This window comes from Streptomyces sp. NPDC087906 (genome assembly GCF_055584925.1).
Genome location: NZ_JBVJLC010000004.1, coordinates 388354 through 403928, shown reverse-complemented (window position 1 = coordinate 403928; position 15575 = coordinate 388354). Strand labels below are relative to the sequence as shown.

The window sequence follows — 15575 nt, the reverse complement described above, 5'->3', positions numbered from 1 at the left end:
AGTCGATCAGTGTGGGGGCGCGAGGAATGCAGCAGGCACCGGTGCTGGCGAGCGCCGCCGATCCGGCGTCGGAGACGTGGCGGGCCAACGAGAAAGCGCATGCCGAGCTGGTCGGCGATCTGCGCGCGCGGCTGGCCGCCGCCCGGCTCGGCGGCGGTGAGAAGGCCCGCGCCCGGCACACGGCGCGCGGCAAGCTGCTCCCGCGCGAGCGGGTGGACACCCTCCTCGACCCCGGCTCGCCCTTCCTCGAACTGGCACCGCTGGCGGCCGAGGGGCTGTACGGCGGCGCGGCGCCCGCCGCGGGTGTGATCGCCGGGGTGGGCCGGGTCAGCGGCCGCGAGGTGGTGGTGATCGCCAACGACGCCACGGTCAAGGGCGGTACGTATTACCCGATGACGGTGAAGAAGCACCTCCGCGCCCAGGAGGTCGCCCTGGAGAACCGCCTCCCGTGCGTGTATCTGGTCGACTCGGGCGGCGCCTTCCTGCCGATGCAGGACGAGGTCTTCCCCGACCGCGACCACTTCGGCCGGATCTTCTACAACCAGGCCCGGATGTCGGGCGCCGGTATCCCGCAGATCGCGGCCGTCCTCGGCTCGTGCACGGCGGGCGGCGCGTATGTCCCGGCGATGAGCGACGAGGCCGTGATCGTGCGCGGTCAGGGCACGATCTTCCTGGGCGGCCCGCCGCTGGTGAAGGCGGCGACGGGCGAGGTCGTCACGGCGGAGGAGCTGGGCGGCGGCGAGGTCCACTCCCGTACGTCGGGCGTCACGGACCATCTCGCCGAGGACGACGCGCACGCGCTGCGCATCGTCCGGACCATCGTCTCGACGCTCCCCGGGCGCGGGGAGCTGCCCTGGTCCGTCGAGCCGGCCGAGGACCCGAAGGCGGATCCCGCCGGGCTCTACGGGGCGGTGCCGGTCGACTCGCGCACGCCCTACGACGTGCGGGAGGTCATCGCCCGGCTCGTGGACGGTTCGCGGTTCGCGGAGTTCAAGTCCGAGTTCGGTACGACGCTGGTGACCGGCTTCGCGCGCATCCATGGCCATCAGGTCGGCATCGTCGCCAACAACGGCATCCTGTTCTCCGAGTCGGCCCAGAAGGGCGCGCATTTCATCGAGCTGTGCGACCAGCGCGGCATCCCGCTGTTCTTCCTGCAGAACATCTCGGGGTTCATGGTCGGCCGGTCGTACGAGGCGGGCGGCATCGCCAAGCACGGCGCGAAGATGGTCACGGCCGTCGCGTGCACCCGCGTTCCGAAGCTGACGGTCGTCATCGGCGGCTCGTACGGCGCGGGGAACTACTCGATGTGCGGCCGGGCGTACTCGCCCCGCTTCCTGTGGATGTGGCCCAACGCCAAGATCTCGGTGATGGGCGGCGAGCAGGCGGCCTCGGTGCTCGCGACGGTCAAGCGCGACCAGATCGAGGGGCGCGGCGAGGAGTGGGCCGCCGAGGAGGAGGCCGCGTTCAAGGACCCGATCCGGGCCCAGTACGAGACCCAGGGCAACGCGTACTACGCCACGGCGCGGCTGTGGGACGACGGCGTGATCGACCCGCTGGAGACCCGCCAGGTGGTGGGCCTGGCGCTGACCGCCTGTGCCAACGCGCCGCTGGGTGAGCCCGGCTTCGGCGTCTTCCGGATGTGACGGGCATGACGGGCGTGCTGGGCGTGACGGGCGTGACGGAACTGTGGGCGGGCGCGGCGGAGCTGGGCGCGGGCATGGCGGAGCTGACGGCGGGCGTGACGGCGGCAATGGTGAGGGCGGAATGAGGGTGGGCATGTTCGACACGGTCCTGGTCGCCAACCGCGGCGAGATCGCGGTGCGCGTCATCCGCACCCTGCGCGCGCTGGGGGTGCGCTCGGTCGCCGTCTTCAGCGACGCGGACGCGGACGCCCGGCATGTACGGGAGGCCGACACGGCGGTACGGCTCGGCCCCGCGGCGGCAGCGGAGAGCTATCTGTCCGTCGAGCGGCTGCTGGACGCGGCGGCCCGTACGGGCGCGCAGGCGGTGCACCCCGGCTACGGCTTCCTCGCGGAGAACGGGGCGTTCGCGCGCGCCTGCGCCCAGGCGGGGCTCGTCTTCATCGGCCCCCCGGCGCCGGCCATCGAGCTGATGGGCGACAAGATCCGCGCCAAGGAGACGGTGTCGGCGGCCGGGGTGCCGGTGGTCCCCGGCTCGTCGGGCAGCGGACTGACCGACGCCGAACTGGTCGCGGCGGCCACGGACATCGGCATGCCGGTGCTGCTGAAGCCGTCGGCGGGCGGCGGCGGCAAGGGCATGCGGCTGGTGCGCGAGCAGTCGTCGCTGGCCGAGGAGATCGCGGCGGCCCGCAGGGAGGCGCGCGCCTCCTTCGGTGACGACACCCTGCTGGTGGAGCGCTGGATCGACCGCCCGCGCCATATCGAGATCCAGGTCCTCGCGGACGGCCACGGGAACGTGGTGCATCTGGGCGAGCGCGAATGCTCCCTCCAGCGCCGCCATCAGAAGATCATCGAAGAGGCGCCCTCCGTCCTGCTGGACGAGGCGACCCGCGCGGCGATGGGCGAGGCTGCGGTCTCGGCCGCCCGCTCCTGCGGCTACACCGGCGCGGGGACGGTCGAGTTCATCGTCCCCGGCAGCGACCCGTCCGCGTACTTCTTCATGGAGATGAACACCCGGCTCCAGGTCGAGCATCCGGTGACCGAGTTCGTCACGGGCCTCGATCTGGTGGAGTGGCAACTGCGGGTGGCGGCGGGCGAGAAACTGCCCTTCGCGCAGCCGGACATCACGCTGACCGGACATGCCGTCGAGGCCCGGCTCTCCGCCGAGGACCCGGCCCGCGGCTTCCTGCCCACCGGCGGCCGGGTGCTGGCCCTGCGCGAGGCGCACGGCGACGGGGTGCGGACCGACTCAGGGCTGGTCGAGGGCGCGGAGGTGGGCAGCGCCTACGACCCGATGCTCTCGAAGGTCATCGCCTACGGACCCGACCGGGCGACGGCGCTGCGCAAGCTGCGCGCCGCCCTGGCCGGGACGGTGACGCTGGGCGTCGCGACGAACGCGGGCTTCCTGCGCAGGCTGCTGGCCCACCCCTCGGTGGTCGCCGGCGATCTGGACACGGGCCTGGTGGAGCGCGAGGTCGACGGCCTGGTGGAGACGGAGGTGCCGCCCGAGGTGTACGCGGCAGCCGCCGCCGTCCGGCAGGCGGAACTGGCGCCGGGCGCGGATGCGGGCCGCTGGGTGGACCCCTTCTCCGTACCGAACGGCTGGCGGATGGGCGGCACACCCCTGCCGGTGACGCACCCGCTGCGTATCGCGGGACTCGAACCCGTCACTCAGCAGGCACCGCCCGCCGATCGGAGCCAGGTGGAACCCGGCCGGGTCACGGTGACCGTGGACGGCATGACGCACACCTTCGACCGGGCGGGCGACTGGCTCGGCAGGGACGGCGACAGTTGGCACGTCCAGGACCACGACCCGGTCGAGGCCGCGCTGCGCGAGGCGGCGGGGGCGGGCGCCACGGACTCGCTGACGGCGCCCATGCCCGGCACGGTCACGGTCGTGAAGGTGGCCGTCGGCGACGACGTGGAGGCGGGCCAGAGTCTGCTCGTCGTCGAGGCGATGAAGATGGAGCACGTCATCGCCGCCCCGCACGCCGGCACCGTCACCGCACTCGACGTGACGCCGGGCTCGACCGTCGCCATGGATCAGGTACTGGCCGTCGTCACACCGCAGGAGGAGTCATGACCGCTGGACTGCCGATGCCCGTGGCGGCGCAGGGTCTGCCGCCGAGCGTTCGGATCCATGAAGTGGGCGCGCGTGACGGCCTGCAGAACGAGAGCACGGTCGTACCGACCGCCGTGAAGGCGGAGTTCATCCACCGGCTCGCCGACGCCGGTCTCACCACGGTCGAGGCGACCAGCTTCGTCCACCCCAAGTGGGTGCCCCAACTGGCCGACGCGGAGGAGCTGTTCCCGCTGCTGGCCGATCTCGGGGAGGTCCGGCTGCCGGTCCTCGTGCCGAACGCGCGCGGGCTCGACCGCGCGGTCGCCCTCGGCGCCCGCCGGATCGCCGTGTTCGGCAGCGTCACCGAATCGTTCGCCAAGGCCAATCTCAACCGCACCGTGGACGAGTCGCTGGCCATGTTCGCGCCGGTCGTCGCCCAGGCGCGGGAGGCGAAGGTCCATGTCCGCGGCTATCTGTCGATGTGCTTCGGCGACCCCTGGGAGGGCCCGGTCCCGGTCCACCAAGTGGTCAGGGTCGCCAAGGCCCTGCTGGACATGGGGTGCGAGGAGCTGAGCCTCGGCGACACGATCGGCGTCGCCACGCCCGGCCACGTCCAGGCCCTGCTCGCCCAGCTCAACGAGGAGGGCGTGCCGACGAATGTGATCGGCGTGCACTTCCACGACACGTACGGCCAGGCCCTGGCCAACACCTTCGCCGCGCTCCAGCACGGAGTGACCACCGTGGACGCTTCGGCGGGCGGCCTCGGCGGCTGCCCGTTCGCGAAGAGCGCCACCGGCAATCTCGCCACCGAGGACCTCGTGTGGATGCTCGAAGGACTGGGCGTCGAATCGGGTGTCGATCTCGGCAAGCTCACCGCCACCAGCCTCTGGATGGCCGACCAGTTGGGCCGCCCGAGCCCGTCCCGCACCGTCCGCGCCCTCGCGCCCAAGGAGTGACCTTCGATGTCCCTGGACCACCGCCTCTCGACCGAACACGAAGAACTCCGCCGTACGGTCGAGGAGTTCGCCCACGAGGTCGTCGCACCGAAGATCGGCGACCTGTACGAGCGCCATGAGTTCCCGTACGAGATCGTCCGCGAGATGGGCCGGATGGGCCTGTTCGGGCTGCCGTTCCCCGAGGAGTACGGCGGCATGGGCGGCGACTACCTCGCCCTCGGCATCGCCCTGGAGGAGCTGGCCCGCGTCGACTCCTCGGTGGCGATCACCCTGGAGGCCGGCGTCTCGCTCGGCGCGATGCCCGTCTTCCGCTTCGGCACGGAGGAGCAGAAGCAGGAGTGGCTTCCCCGGCTCTGCGCCGGCGAACTGCTCGGCGCCTTCGGCCTGACCGAGCCGGACTGCGGCTCGGACGCGGGCGGCACCCGCACGACGGCCGTGCGCGACGGCGACGAGTGGGTGATCAACGGCACGAAGTGCTTCATCACCAACTCGGGCACGGACATCACGGGCCTGGTCACGGTCACGGCGGTCACCGGCCGCAAACCGGACGGCCGCCCGGAGATCTCCTCGATCATCGTCCCCTCCGGCACCCCCGGCTTCACCGTCGCACCCCCGTACTCGAAGGTCGGCTGGAACGCCTCCGACACCCGCGAGCTGTCGTTCGCCGACGTACGGGTTCCACTGGCCAACCTCCTCGGCGAGGAGGGCCGCGGCTACGCCCAGTTCCTGCGCATCCTCGACGAGGGCCGCATCGCCATCTCCGCCCTGGCGACGGGCCTCGCCCAGGGCTGCGTGGACGAGTCGGTCACCTACGCCAAGGAACGCCACGCCTTCGGCCGCCCGATCGGCGCCAACCAGGCCATCGCCTTCAAACTGGCCGACATGGAGATGCGCACCCACATGGCCCGCATCGGCTGGCGCGACGCGGCATCCCGCCTGGTCCACGGCGAACCCTTCAAAAAAGAAGCGGCCCTGGCGAAGCTCTACTCCTCGACGATCGCGGTCGACAACGCCCGCGAGGCCACCCAGATCCACGGCGGCTACGGCTTCATGAACGAGTACCCGGTGGCCAGGATGTGGCGCGACTCCAAGATCCTGGAAATCGGCGAGGGCACGAGCGAGGTCCAGCGCATGCTGATCGCCCGAGAACTGGGCCTGCCCACCTGAGCCGGTCCCGATTCCGCTCAGAGCCAGCGCAGGTCGAACCACAGCTCCATCCGTACGTCCGCGTCGTCCAGGTCCGCGTCCAGCAGTGCGGCGCAGCGGGCCACGCGTTGGCGGACTGTGTTGCGGTGGATGGTCAGGGCTACCGCTGTGCGGTCCCAACTGCCGTGCAGGGACAGCCAGGTGCGGAGGGTTTCGAGCAGGGCGGGCGAGTGGGTCAGGGGGGCCAGGTGGGTGTGGGCGTGGGATTTGGCTTCTTCCGGGGATACCAGGCCCGTCAGGCCCGTTTCGTGGTGGCGTACCAGGGCGGTGCGGGTGGCCTCCGCGCGGTGCAGGGCGCGTTCGGCGCGTAGGGCGGCTGTCGGCAGGTCGGGCGCGGGGACCGGGTCGCTCGCGCCCAGGGTCCAGCCGGGCTGGGGGGTGACCGCGCGGTCGGTGATGACGCGGACGGTGGTGCCGGACGCCTCGTACAGGGCGCTGCCCAGGGCGGCGGCCAGCGCGGCCGCCGCAAAGGGGGTGGCGTCGCCGTGTGCGTGGACCACCGTCCAGGGGCCGGGGCCCAGCAGTGGTGCCGCCTCGGCGGGTGGGGCGCCCAGCAGCAGGCGGACGAGCGCCGCCGAGCGGCCCGCTTCGGCCGCGCCCTGGTGCGGGGCGGTCAGCAGCGACAGCAGGACGACGGCGACCCCGGCGACGGTGTGGTCCCCCGGGTCGCGCCGCGCCGCCGCGATCCCCAGGACGGGGGCCTCGCTGCCGCCCAGCGCGTACGCCGTGAGGTGGGCGCCCTCGGACGTGTCCGTCGCCGAGGTGGGGGCGGAGGGGGTGGCGGGCTGCGGGGTCACCACCTCCGCCAGGCGGCGCAGCGCCTCGCGCGCCGCCGGTGGCTGGGGCCTGCCCGTCGCGTGCAGCTCCGTGCCGTCCGGCGCGAACAGGACGGCGCCGCCGTCGAGCCGTACCGCGAGCTGGCGCAGGACGGCCGGCACCGGGTCGGGGCGGGCGGCGGCTGCTGCCAGGCCCTGCTGGGCCTCCGTCACCCGGCGCAGCTCACGGTGGCGCGCCTCCGCCATCAGCCGCCACACCCCGCGCGCTACCGAGGTGAACGGCGTGTGCGGCGGTACTTCCAGCAGCGGCAGCGCGTGCCGCTCGCACGCCTCGACGAGGAAGGGCGGCACCGTGTCGTACACCGGTGTCACCCCGAAGCCGAGCGCGGCTGCGCCCGCCTCGACGACCCGCGCCACATAGCGGTCGGCGTTCGCCGCGGTGAGCTGCACGCCCGCGGTCAGCAGCAGTTCACCGCCGAGGAGGTACGGGTACGGGTCGGCCATCTCCGACGTGTGCACCCAGTGCACATCGGTCGAGACGGGCGGGCCCGCCACCAGCCGCAGGTCCAGTTTCCGGTCCGCCAGCATCGCGCTCAGTGGGATCGGCGGGGTGGGCGGGGACGCTTGGGGGTCCGGCATGGATGTTCCATCCATCGACAGCGGGCGGAGTGGATGAAACGTACACTTCTTCGTTCGCCCCCGGCCACCTAGCGTCGTCCCGCACGGCATCTCGCACGCCGGCCGACGAGACGGAGGACCAACCATGGGTGTCGACTACGCGGTGATCGTGGTCTATCTCCTCGGCATGCTCGCCATGGGCTGGTGGGGCATGCGCCGCGCCAAGTCCAAGAGCGAGTTCCTGGTGGCGGGCCGCAGGCTCGGCCCGTGGATGTACTCCGGCACGATGTCCGCCATCGTCCTCGGCGGCGCCTCCACCATCGGCGGTGTCGGCCTCGGCTACACGCACGGCCTGTCGGGCGCCTGGATGGTCTTCACCATCGGCCTCGGCATCCTGGCGCTGTCGATCTTCTTCTCCGCGCGCATCGCCCGGCTGCGGGTCTACACCGTCTCCGAGATGCTCGACCTGCGCTACGGCGGCCGGGCCGGGCTCATCTCCGGTGTCGTGATGTGGGCGTACACGCTGATGCTCGCCGTCACGTCGACCATCGCGTACGCCACGATCTTCGACGTGCTGTTCGACATGAACAGGACCGTCGCGATCATCCTCGGCGGCGCGATCGTCGTCGCGTACTCGACGCTCGGCGGCATGTGGTCGATCACCCTCACCGACATGGTGCAGTTCGTCGTCAAGACGCTCGGGGTGCTGCTGCTCCTGCTGCCCATCGCCGTGGTCAAGGCGGGCGGCTTCGCCGAGATGAAGGACCGGCTGCCGCACACGTACTTCTCGCCGTTCGGGATCGGCGGCGAGACGATCTTCACCTATGTGCTGATCTACACCTTCGGCATGCTCATCGGACAGGACATCTGGCAGCGGGTCTTCACCGCGCGCGGCGACAAGGTCGCCCGCTGGGGCGGCACCGTCGCCGGGACGTACTGCCTGGTGTACGCGCTGGCCGGCGCGGTCATCGGGACCGCCGCCAAGGTGCTGTACCCGAACCTGGGCAGCGCGGACGACGCGTTCGCGACCATCGTCAAGGACGAACTGCCGGTGGGCGTACGGGGTCTGGTGCTGGCCGCCGCGCTCGCCGCCGTCATGTCCACGTCGTCGGGCGCGCTGATCGCCTGTGCCACCGTCGCCAACAACGACATCTGGTCCCGGCTGCGGGGCAAGCGCGGCGACGGCGAAGGGGCGGACCGCGACGAGGTCAGGGGCAACCGCGCCTTCATCCTGCTCATGGGCGTCGGCGTGATCGCCGTCGCCATCGCGCTCAACGACGTCGTCCAGGCGCTGACCGTCGCGTACAACCTCCTCGTCGGCGGGCTGCTCGTACCCATCCTCGGCGGGCTGCTCTGGCGGCGCGGCAACGTCAACGGCGCGCTGGCCGGAGTGAGCGTCGGCGGCGTGGTCGTCATCGCGCTGATGGCGGGCTACGGCGTCCTCGCCAACGAGCCGATCTACTACGGGCTGCTGTCCTCGCTCGTCTCCTACGTCGCCGTCAGCCTGGCGACGAAGCCCACCGACCCCGCCGTACTGGCCGCCTGGCGCGAACGCCTCGCCGGTCGTCCCCACCCGGCGCAGGAACACCCCGCAACCGCAGAAAGCAGGCAGAACGCATGAGCGCCACCGCGCAGCCGCGAGGCCCCGTCGACTCCTCCCGCGTCCCCCGCTACGCCGGCCCCGCCACCTTCGCCCGGCTGCCCCGGCTGGACGAGGTCGGCAGCGCCGATGTCGCCGTCGTCGGCGTCCCTTTCGACGCGGGCGTCTCGTACCGGCCGGGCGCCCGCTTCGGCGGCAACGCGATCCGCGAGGCGTCCCGGCTGCTGCGCCCCTACAACCCGGCGCAGGACGCTTCGCCGTTCGCACTCGCGCAGGTCGCCGACGCGGGGGACATCGCGGCGAACCCCTTCGACATCGGCGAGGCCGTCGAGACCATCGAGGGCGCAGCCGACGCGCTGCTCGCCACCGGCGCCCGGCTGATGACCCTCGGCGGCGACCACACCGTCGCACTGCCGCTGCTGCGCTCCGTCGCGAAGAAGCACGGCCCGGTCGCGCTGCTCCACTTCGACGCCCATCTGGACACCTGGGACACCTACTTCGGCGCGGCCTACACCCACGGCACCCCGTTCCGGCGGGCCGTCGAGGAGGGCATCCTCGACACCGAGGCGCTGTCCCACGTCGGTACGCGCGGACCGCTCTACGGCAAGAGCGATCTGGACGACGACGCCAAAATGGGCTTCGGCATCGTCACATCGGCCGACGTCATGCGGCGCGGTGTGGCCGACGTCACCGACCAGTTGCGTCAGCGCATCGGGGACCGGCCGCTGTACATCTCCGTCGACATCGACGTACTGGACCCGGCCCACGCGCCGGGCACCGGAACCCCCGAGGCCGGCGGGCTCACCTCGCGCGAACTGCTGGAGATCATCCGCGGTCTCGCCGCCTGCCGGCTGGTCTCGGCCGACGTGGTCGAGGTGGCCCCCGCGTACGATCATGCGGAGATCACGTCCGTGGCCGCATCGCACACCGCGTACGAGCTGACGACGATCATGTCCCGGCAGATTGCGGACGCGAAGGCTTTGGAGGCTGCTGCGCAGTGACACACGACCACCACGACGAACCGGTCCGGCTGACCCCCGAGCAGACGGCGGCGGCCCTCGCGCCGCCCGCCGGGCGCACCGGCGGCGACCTCGTCGTCGAGTCGCTGTACGGCCTCGGCGCCACCACCGTCTTCGGGCTGCCCGGCCAGCACGCGCTCGGCATGTTCGACGCGCTGCGCCGCTCCGACCTGACGTACATCGGGCTGCGCGTCGAGAACAACGCGGGCTTCGCCGCCGACGCGTACGGCCGGGTCACCGGCGAGGTCGCCCCGCTGATGCTGTCCACCGGGCCCGGCGCGCTGACGTCGCTCGCCGCGCTCCAGGAGGCGGCAGCGGCGTCCGCGCCCGTCCTGGCCATCTCCAGCCAGGTGCCGTCGGCGGGGCTCGGCGGCGGCCGGCACGGCTATCTGCACGAGCTGCGCGACCAGCAGGCGTCGTTCCGGGACATCGTGAAGTCCGTGCACACCGTGCGCACCGCCTCGCAGATTCCCTCGGCGATCGCCGCCGCCTGGGAGTCGGCGCTGACCGCCCCGCACGGCCCGGTCTGGGTGGAGATCCCGCAGGACGTGCTCCTCGCCGGGACGACGCTCCCGGTGGTCTCGGCGATGGACGCCACCCCGCGCGACCTCGACCCGCGCCCCGAGCTGACCGCCGTCGCCGCGCATCTGCTGTCGCACGCGGCCCGCCCGGCGATCATCGCGGGCGGCGGTGTCGTACGGGCCGACGCGGCGGGCAAGCTCCGCGCGCTCGCCGAGAAGCTGGCCGCGCCGGTCGTCACGACCTGCGGCGGCAAGGGCGCCTTCCCCTGGGAGCACCCGCTCTCGCTCCAGTCCTGGCTGGAGGACCGGCACACCACCGACTTCCTCGAAGACGCCGACGTGCTGCTCGTCGTCGGCTCCGGGCTCGGCGAACTGACCTCGAACTACCACACGTTCCGGCCGCGCGGCCGGGTGATCCACATCGAGGCCGACCTGGGGAAGCTGGAGGCCAACCACCCGGCGCTCGGCATCCACGCGGACGCCAGGACCGCCCTCGCCGCCCTGCTGGAGTCGGTGCCGGAGCGCACGGACCTCCAGGCCGCCTCGGCGGCGGCGACGGCGTCGGTCCGTACGGTCCTGGAGCGGGTACGGGCGCGGCTCGCCGCGCAGGACCTGACCGTCGAGCAGCGGATCCTCGCCTCCGTGCGCGACGCGCTGCCGATGACCTCGCCGAGCTTCTGGGACATGACGATCCTCGCGTACTGGGCCTGGTCGGCCTGGCCGGGCCCGATGCACTCGGGCCAGGGCGCGGGCGGTCTCGGCTACGGCTTCCCCGCGGCGCTCGGCGCCGCTGTCGCCGACCGTACGAAGCCGGTCCTCGCGGTGTCGGGGGACGGCGGCGCGATGTACTCCCTCGCCGAACTGGCCACCGCACGCCAGTACGACCTGTCCGTCACGTGGCTGATTGTGGACGACGGCGGCTACGGCATCCTGCGCGAGTACATGACGGACGCGTACGGCGAGACGACGGGCACCGAACTGGCCCGCCCCGACTTCGTCGCGCTGGCCGAGTCCTTCGGCGTCCCGGCGACCCGTACCAGCATCGACGCGCTCCGCGACGACCTGGCGAAGGCCCTCGCGACACCGGGTCCCTCGGTGGTCGTGCTCCCGGCCCTGCTGAAGATGTTCGCGCCCTCGCACCTCCCCGAGGGGTCCTAGGGTCTCCGCGCGGGGGTCCTAGGACCAACGGCCCGTATTTATTACAGCGGGATGAAACGCGAGGTCGCCTACGTTGGAGCCTTCCGGCAGAACAGCACAGCGGGAGGCGGCATCGGTGGCGGCAGGACAGGCGGAGGACCGGACAGCGGCGGAGGAACCGGCGGCGGGGAACGGCTCGGCGGGGGAGGGCCGGACGGGAGGCCCGGCGGAGGGCGGGGCGGGCGACCGTACGGCCTCGGCGCCCGCGCCCGCGACCAGGCAGACCTGGGCGCGGCGGCTCGCCGGATACGCCTGGCGCTACCGCACCAAGGTGCTGATCTCCCTCGGCGCCTCGCTCGTCGCCATGGCCGTCACCGCCTTCATCCCGCTGATCACCAAGATCGTCATCGATGACGTGATCGGCTCGGGCACCCGCTCCCTCGCCGTCTGGACCTCCCTGCTGATCGCCTCGGCGGTGGTCGTCTACGCCATGACGTACCTCCGCCGCTACCACGGCGGCCGGGTCGCCCTCGACGTCCAGCACGATCTGCGGACCGAGATCTACCGCACCATCACCCGGCTCGACGGGCGCCGCCAGGACAAGCTCTCCACCGGCCAGGTCATCGGGCGCGCCACGAGCGACCTCCAGCTCATCCAGGGCCTGCTCTTCATGCTGCCGATGACGATCGGCAACGTCCTGCTCTTCGTGGTCTCGCTGGTGATCATGGCGTGGCTCTCGCTGCCGCTGACGCTGATCGCGCTCGCCGTCGCCCCCGCCATCTACTACATCGCCCGCCGCAGCCGCACCAAGCTGCACCCCGCCACCTGGTACGCCCAGTCGCAGGCCGCCGCCGTCGCCGGGGTCGTCGAAGGCGCGGTCACCGGGGTGCGGGTCGTCAAGGGCTTCGGCCAGGAGGACCAGGAGACCGGCAAGCTCCGCGCGGTCGGCGGGCGGCTGTTCGCCGGGCGGCTGCGCGCCATCCGGCTCAACGCCCGCTACACGCCCGCGCTCCAGGCCGTACCGGCCCTCGGCCAGGTCGCGATGCTGGCCCTCGGCGGCTGGCTCGCCACCCGCGGCCACATCAGCCTCGGCACCTTCGTCGCCTTCTCCACGTATCTCTCCCAGCTCGTCGGCCCGGTCAGGAGCCTCGCCGTCGTGCTGACCATCGGCCAGCAGGCCAGGGCGGGCGTCGAGCGGGTCCTCGAACTCATCGACACCGCACCCACCATGACCGAGGGCACGAAGGAACTGCCCGCGGACGCCGAGACGTCCGTCGAGTTCGACGACGTGTCCTTCGCGTACGAGGAAGGCCGACCGGTACTCGACGGCTTCTCCCTGGAGATGCGGGCCGGCGAGACCGTGGCCGTCGTCGGCTCGTCGGGCAGCGGCAAGTCCACCGTCTCGCTGCTCGTACCGCGCTTCTACGACGTGACGCACGGCGCCGTCCTCGTCGGCGGCCATGACGTGCGCGAGCTGACGTACGACTCGCTGCGCGGCGCCATCGGGCTCGTGCCCGAGGACAGCTTCCTGTTCTCCGACACCGTCCGCTCCAACATCGCCCAGGGCAAGCCGGACGCCACGGACGAGGAGATCCACGCCGCCACCCGCGCCGCCCAGGCCCACGGCTTCATCACCGCGCTGCCCGACGGCTACGACACGAAGGTCGGCGAACAGGGGCTGACCCTCTCCGGCGGCCAGCGCCAGCGCATCGCGCTGGCCCGCGCGATCATCTCCGACCCGCGGCTGCTGCTCCTCGACGACGCCACGTCGGCGGTCGACGCCCGGGTGGAGCACGAGATCCACGAGGCGCTGCGCGGGGTGATGGCCGGGCGTACGACCCTGCTCATCGCCCACCGCCGCTCCACGCTCAACCTCGCCGACCGGATCGCCGTCCTGGAGGCGGGCAAGCTCGCCGCCATCGGCACGCACGAGGAGCTGCAGCGCGACTCCGCCCTCTACCGGCGGCTGCTGACCGACCCCGAGGAGCTGGGCGAGGTCTCGCCGGGCCATGTGCCGCTGCCCGACGCGGAGGCGCTGGCCGAGGCCGCGCTGGCGGACGAGCACACCGTACGGGAGGAGCTGGACGCCGAGTTCGACGCCGAGCGCGGCATCACGTCGGCGCTGTGGCAGCGCGACGAGACCCCGCGCCCGGACTCGGCCGCGCCCGGCGCGACCGCCGAACTGCTCGCCCAGGTCGAGGCGTTGCCGCCGGCCACGGACACCCCCGAGGTGGACGAGGCACGTGCGGTCGCCGCCGAGGAGTCGTACGGACTGCGCAGGCTGCTGCGCGGCTTCGGGCTGCCGCTGCTGGTGAGCCTGTCGCTCGTCGCCGTCGACGCGGGCATGAGCCTGCTGCTGCCGATCCTGATCCGGCACGGCATCGACGAGGGCGTCAACAAGCTGGCGCTCGGCGCGGTGTGGGCGGCCTCCGCGCTCGGTCTGCTCGTGGTCGCCGTCCAGTGGGCCGCGCAGATCGGCGAGACCCGCAAGACCGGCCGCACCGGCGAACGCGTGCTGTACGCACTGCGGTTGAAGATCTTCGCGCAGCTCCAGCGGCTCGGCCTCGACTACTACGAGCGCGAGCTGACCGGCCGCATCATGACCCGGATCACCACGGACGTGGACGCGCTGTCCACGTTCCTGCAGACCGGTCTGGTCACCGCCTTCGTCTCGGTGGTCACCTTCTTCGGCATCCTCGCGGTGCTGATGGTCATCGACATCCAGCTCGCGCTGGTGGTCTTCGCGACCCTGCCCGTGATGTTCGCCGGCACGTTCTTCTTCCGCCGCAAGAGCGTCAAGGCGTACCAACTGGCGCGCGAGCGCATCAGCGTCGTCAACGCCGACCTCCAGGAGATGGTGTCCGGGCTGCGGGTCGTGCAGGCGTTCCGGCGGGAGCGGGACGGCGACGCGCGGTTCACGGCGCGCAGCGAGCACTACCGCGAGGCCCGGGTCCGGGGCCAGTTCCTGATCTCGGTCTACTTCCCCTTCGTCCAGTTGCTGTCGTCGGTGGCCGCCGCCTCCGTGATGATCGTCGGTGCCGGGCGGGTCGAGGCGGGCACGCTGACCACCGGCGCGCTGGTCGCCTACCTGCTCTACATCGACCTGTTCTTCGCGCCGGTGCAGCAGCTCTCGCAGGTTTTCGACGGCTACCAGCAGGCGACGGTCTCGCTGGGCCGCATCCAGGAACTGCTCCAAGAGCCGACGTCCACGGTCGCGCCGGGGAAGCCGGTGGTGGTCACGTCGCTGCGCGGCGAAATCGCCTTCGAGGACGTCGACTTCACGTACACGAGCGAGAGCGCGGGCAAGGAGGAGGCGGCGCTGCGCGGGGTCGATCTGCGGATCCCGGCGGGCCAGACCGTCGCCTTCGTCGGGGAGACGGGCGCCGGCAAGTCGACGCTGGTCAAGATGGTCGCCCGGTTCTACGACCCGACGGGCGGCCGGGTCACGGCCGACGGCGTCGATCTGCGCGACCTGGATCTGGCGGCCTACCGCCACCGGCTCGGCGTCGTGCCGCAGGAGGCGTATCTCTTCGCCGGTACGGTCCGTGACGCCATCGCGTACGGGCGGCCCGAGGCGAGTGACGCCGAGGTGGAGGCGGCGGCCCGCGCCGTCGGCGCGCACGAGATGATCGCGACGCTGGACGGCGGCTATCTGCACGAGGTCGCCGAGCGCGGCCGCAACCTGTCGGCGGGGCAGCGGCAGTTGATGGCGCTGGCCCGCGCCGAACTCGTCGACCCGGACATCCTGCTGCTCGACGAGGCGACGGCGGCGCTGGACCTCGCGAGCGAGGCCCTGGTCAACCAGGCGACCGACCGGCTCAGCGGGCGCCGTACGACGCTGGTGGTCGCCCACCGGCTGACCACGGCGGCCCGCGCCGACCGGGTGGTCGTGATGGACCACGGCCGCGTCGTGGAGGACGGCACCCACAGCGAACTGCTGGCGCTGGACGGGCGTTACGCGCGGCTGTGGGCGAGTTTCATCGGCGAGGGATTCGTGGGTGAGGACGAGCCCGCCGTGGTGTGAGGGTCCGGCGGTGCGG

At 72.3% G+C, this 15575-nt stretch carries 9 protein-coding genes; 8 read left to right on the top strand and 1 reads right to left on the bottom strand.

What is annotated here, in order from left to right; genetic code table 11:
- Positions 1 to 26 precede the first annotated feature (26 nt).
- The 4 genes from ACZ63I_RS15410 to ACZ63I_RS15395 all read left to right on the top strand — a co-directional run bounded on the left by ACZ63I_RS15410 (position 27) and on the right by ACZ63I_RS15395 (position 5825).
- The gene (locus ACZ63I_RS15410; protein ID WP_469338899.1) at positions 27 to 1643 is read left to right on the top strand and encodes a carboxyl transferase domain-containing protein; all 1617 of its coding nucleotides are present in this window, start codon (positions 27 to 29) and stop codon (positions 1641 to 1643) included.
- A 133-nt stretch (positions 1644 to 1776) separates the two neighbouring features.
- Entirely contained in the window at positions 1777 to 3723 is a 1947-nt protein-coding gene (locus tag ACZ63I_RS15405) for an acetyl/propionyl/methylcrotonyl-CoA carboxylase subunit alpha (RefSeq protein ID WP_469338897.1), read from the top strand.
- Complete coding sequence (locus ACZ63I_RS15400; protein WP_469338896.1) at positions 3720 to 4658, top strand: hydroxymethylglutaryl-CoA lyase; 939 nt, start codon at positions 3720 to 3722, stop codon at positions 4656 to 4658. Before ACZ63I_RS15405 ends, ACZ63I_RS15400 begins: the two co-directional genes overlap by 4 nt.
- Positions 4659 to 4664: 6 nt before the next feature.
- Positions 4665 to 5825: an acyl-CoA dehydrogenase family protein gene (locus ACZ63I_RS15395; protein ID WP_469338894.1), complete on the top strand. Its 1161-nt coding sequence runs from the start codon at positions 4665 to 4667 to the stop codon at positions 5823 to 5825.
- A gap of 17 nt (positions 5826 to 5842) precedes the next feature.
- Here the strand turns inward: ACZ63I_RS15395 and ACZ63I_RS15390 are convergent, their stop codons facing one another.
- Positions 5843 to 7279 (bottom strand): PucR family transcriptional regulator ligand-binding domain-containing protein, encoded by a 1437-nt coding sequence (locus tag ACZ63I_RS15390; protein ID WP_469338892.1) that lies wholly within the window; start codon positions 7277 to 7279, stop codon positions 5843 to 5845.
- Between the two features lie 124 nt (positions 7280 to 7403).
- Between ACZ63I_RS15390 and ACZ63I_RS15385 the strand changes: the two genes are divergently transcribed.
- The 4 genes from ACZ63I_RS15385 (at position 7404) to ACZ63I_RS15370 (ending at position 15559) form a co-directional block, all read left to right on the top strand.
- On the top strand, positions 7404 to 8879 hold the full coding sequence (locus ACZ63I_RS15385) for a sodium:solute symporter family protein (protein WP_469338891.1): 1476 nt from the start codon (positions 7404 to 7406) through the stop codon (positions 8877 to 8879).
- Positions 8876 to 9859 carry an agmatinase gene (speB, locus tag ACZ63I_RS15380; protein WP_469338889.1) on the top strand — a complete coding sequence of 328 codons (984 nt, stop codon included), beginning with the start codon at positions 8876 to 8878 and terminating at the stop codon, positions 9857 to 9859. The genes ACZ63I_RS15385 and speB overlap by 4 nt, the downstream gene beginning before the upstream one ends.
- On the top strand, positions 9856 to 11556 hold the full coding sequence (locus ACZ63I_RS15375; RefSeq protein ID WP_469338888.1) for a thiamine pyrophosphate-binding protein: 1701 nt from the start codon (positions 9856 to 9858) through the stop codon (positions 11554 to 11556). Before speB ends, ACZ63I_RS15375 begins: the two co-directional genes overlap by 4 nt.
- A 115-nt stretch (positions 11557 to 11671) precedes the next feature.
- Positions 11672 to 15559 carry an ABC transporter ATP-binding protein gene (locus ACZ63I_RS15370; RefSeq protein ID WP_469338887.1) on the top strand — a complete coding sequence of 1296 codons (3888 nt, stop codon included), beginning with the start codon at positions 11672 to 11674 and terminating at the stop codon, positions 15557 to 15559.
- Positions 15560 to 15575: the final 16 nt, after the last annotated feature.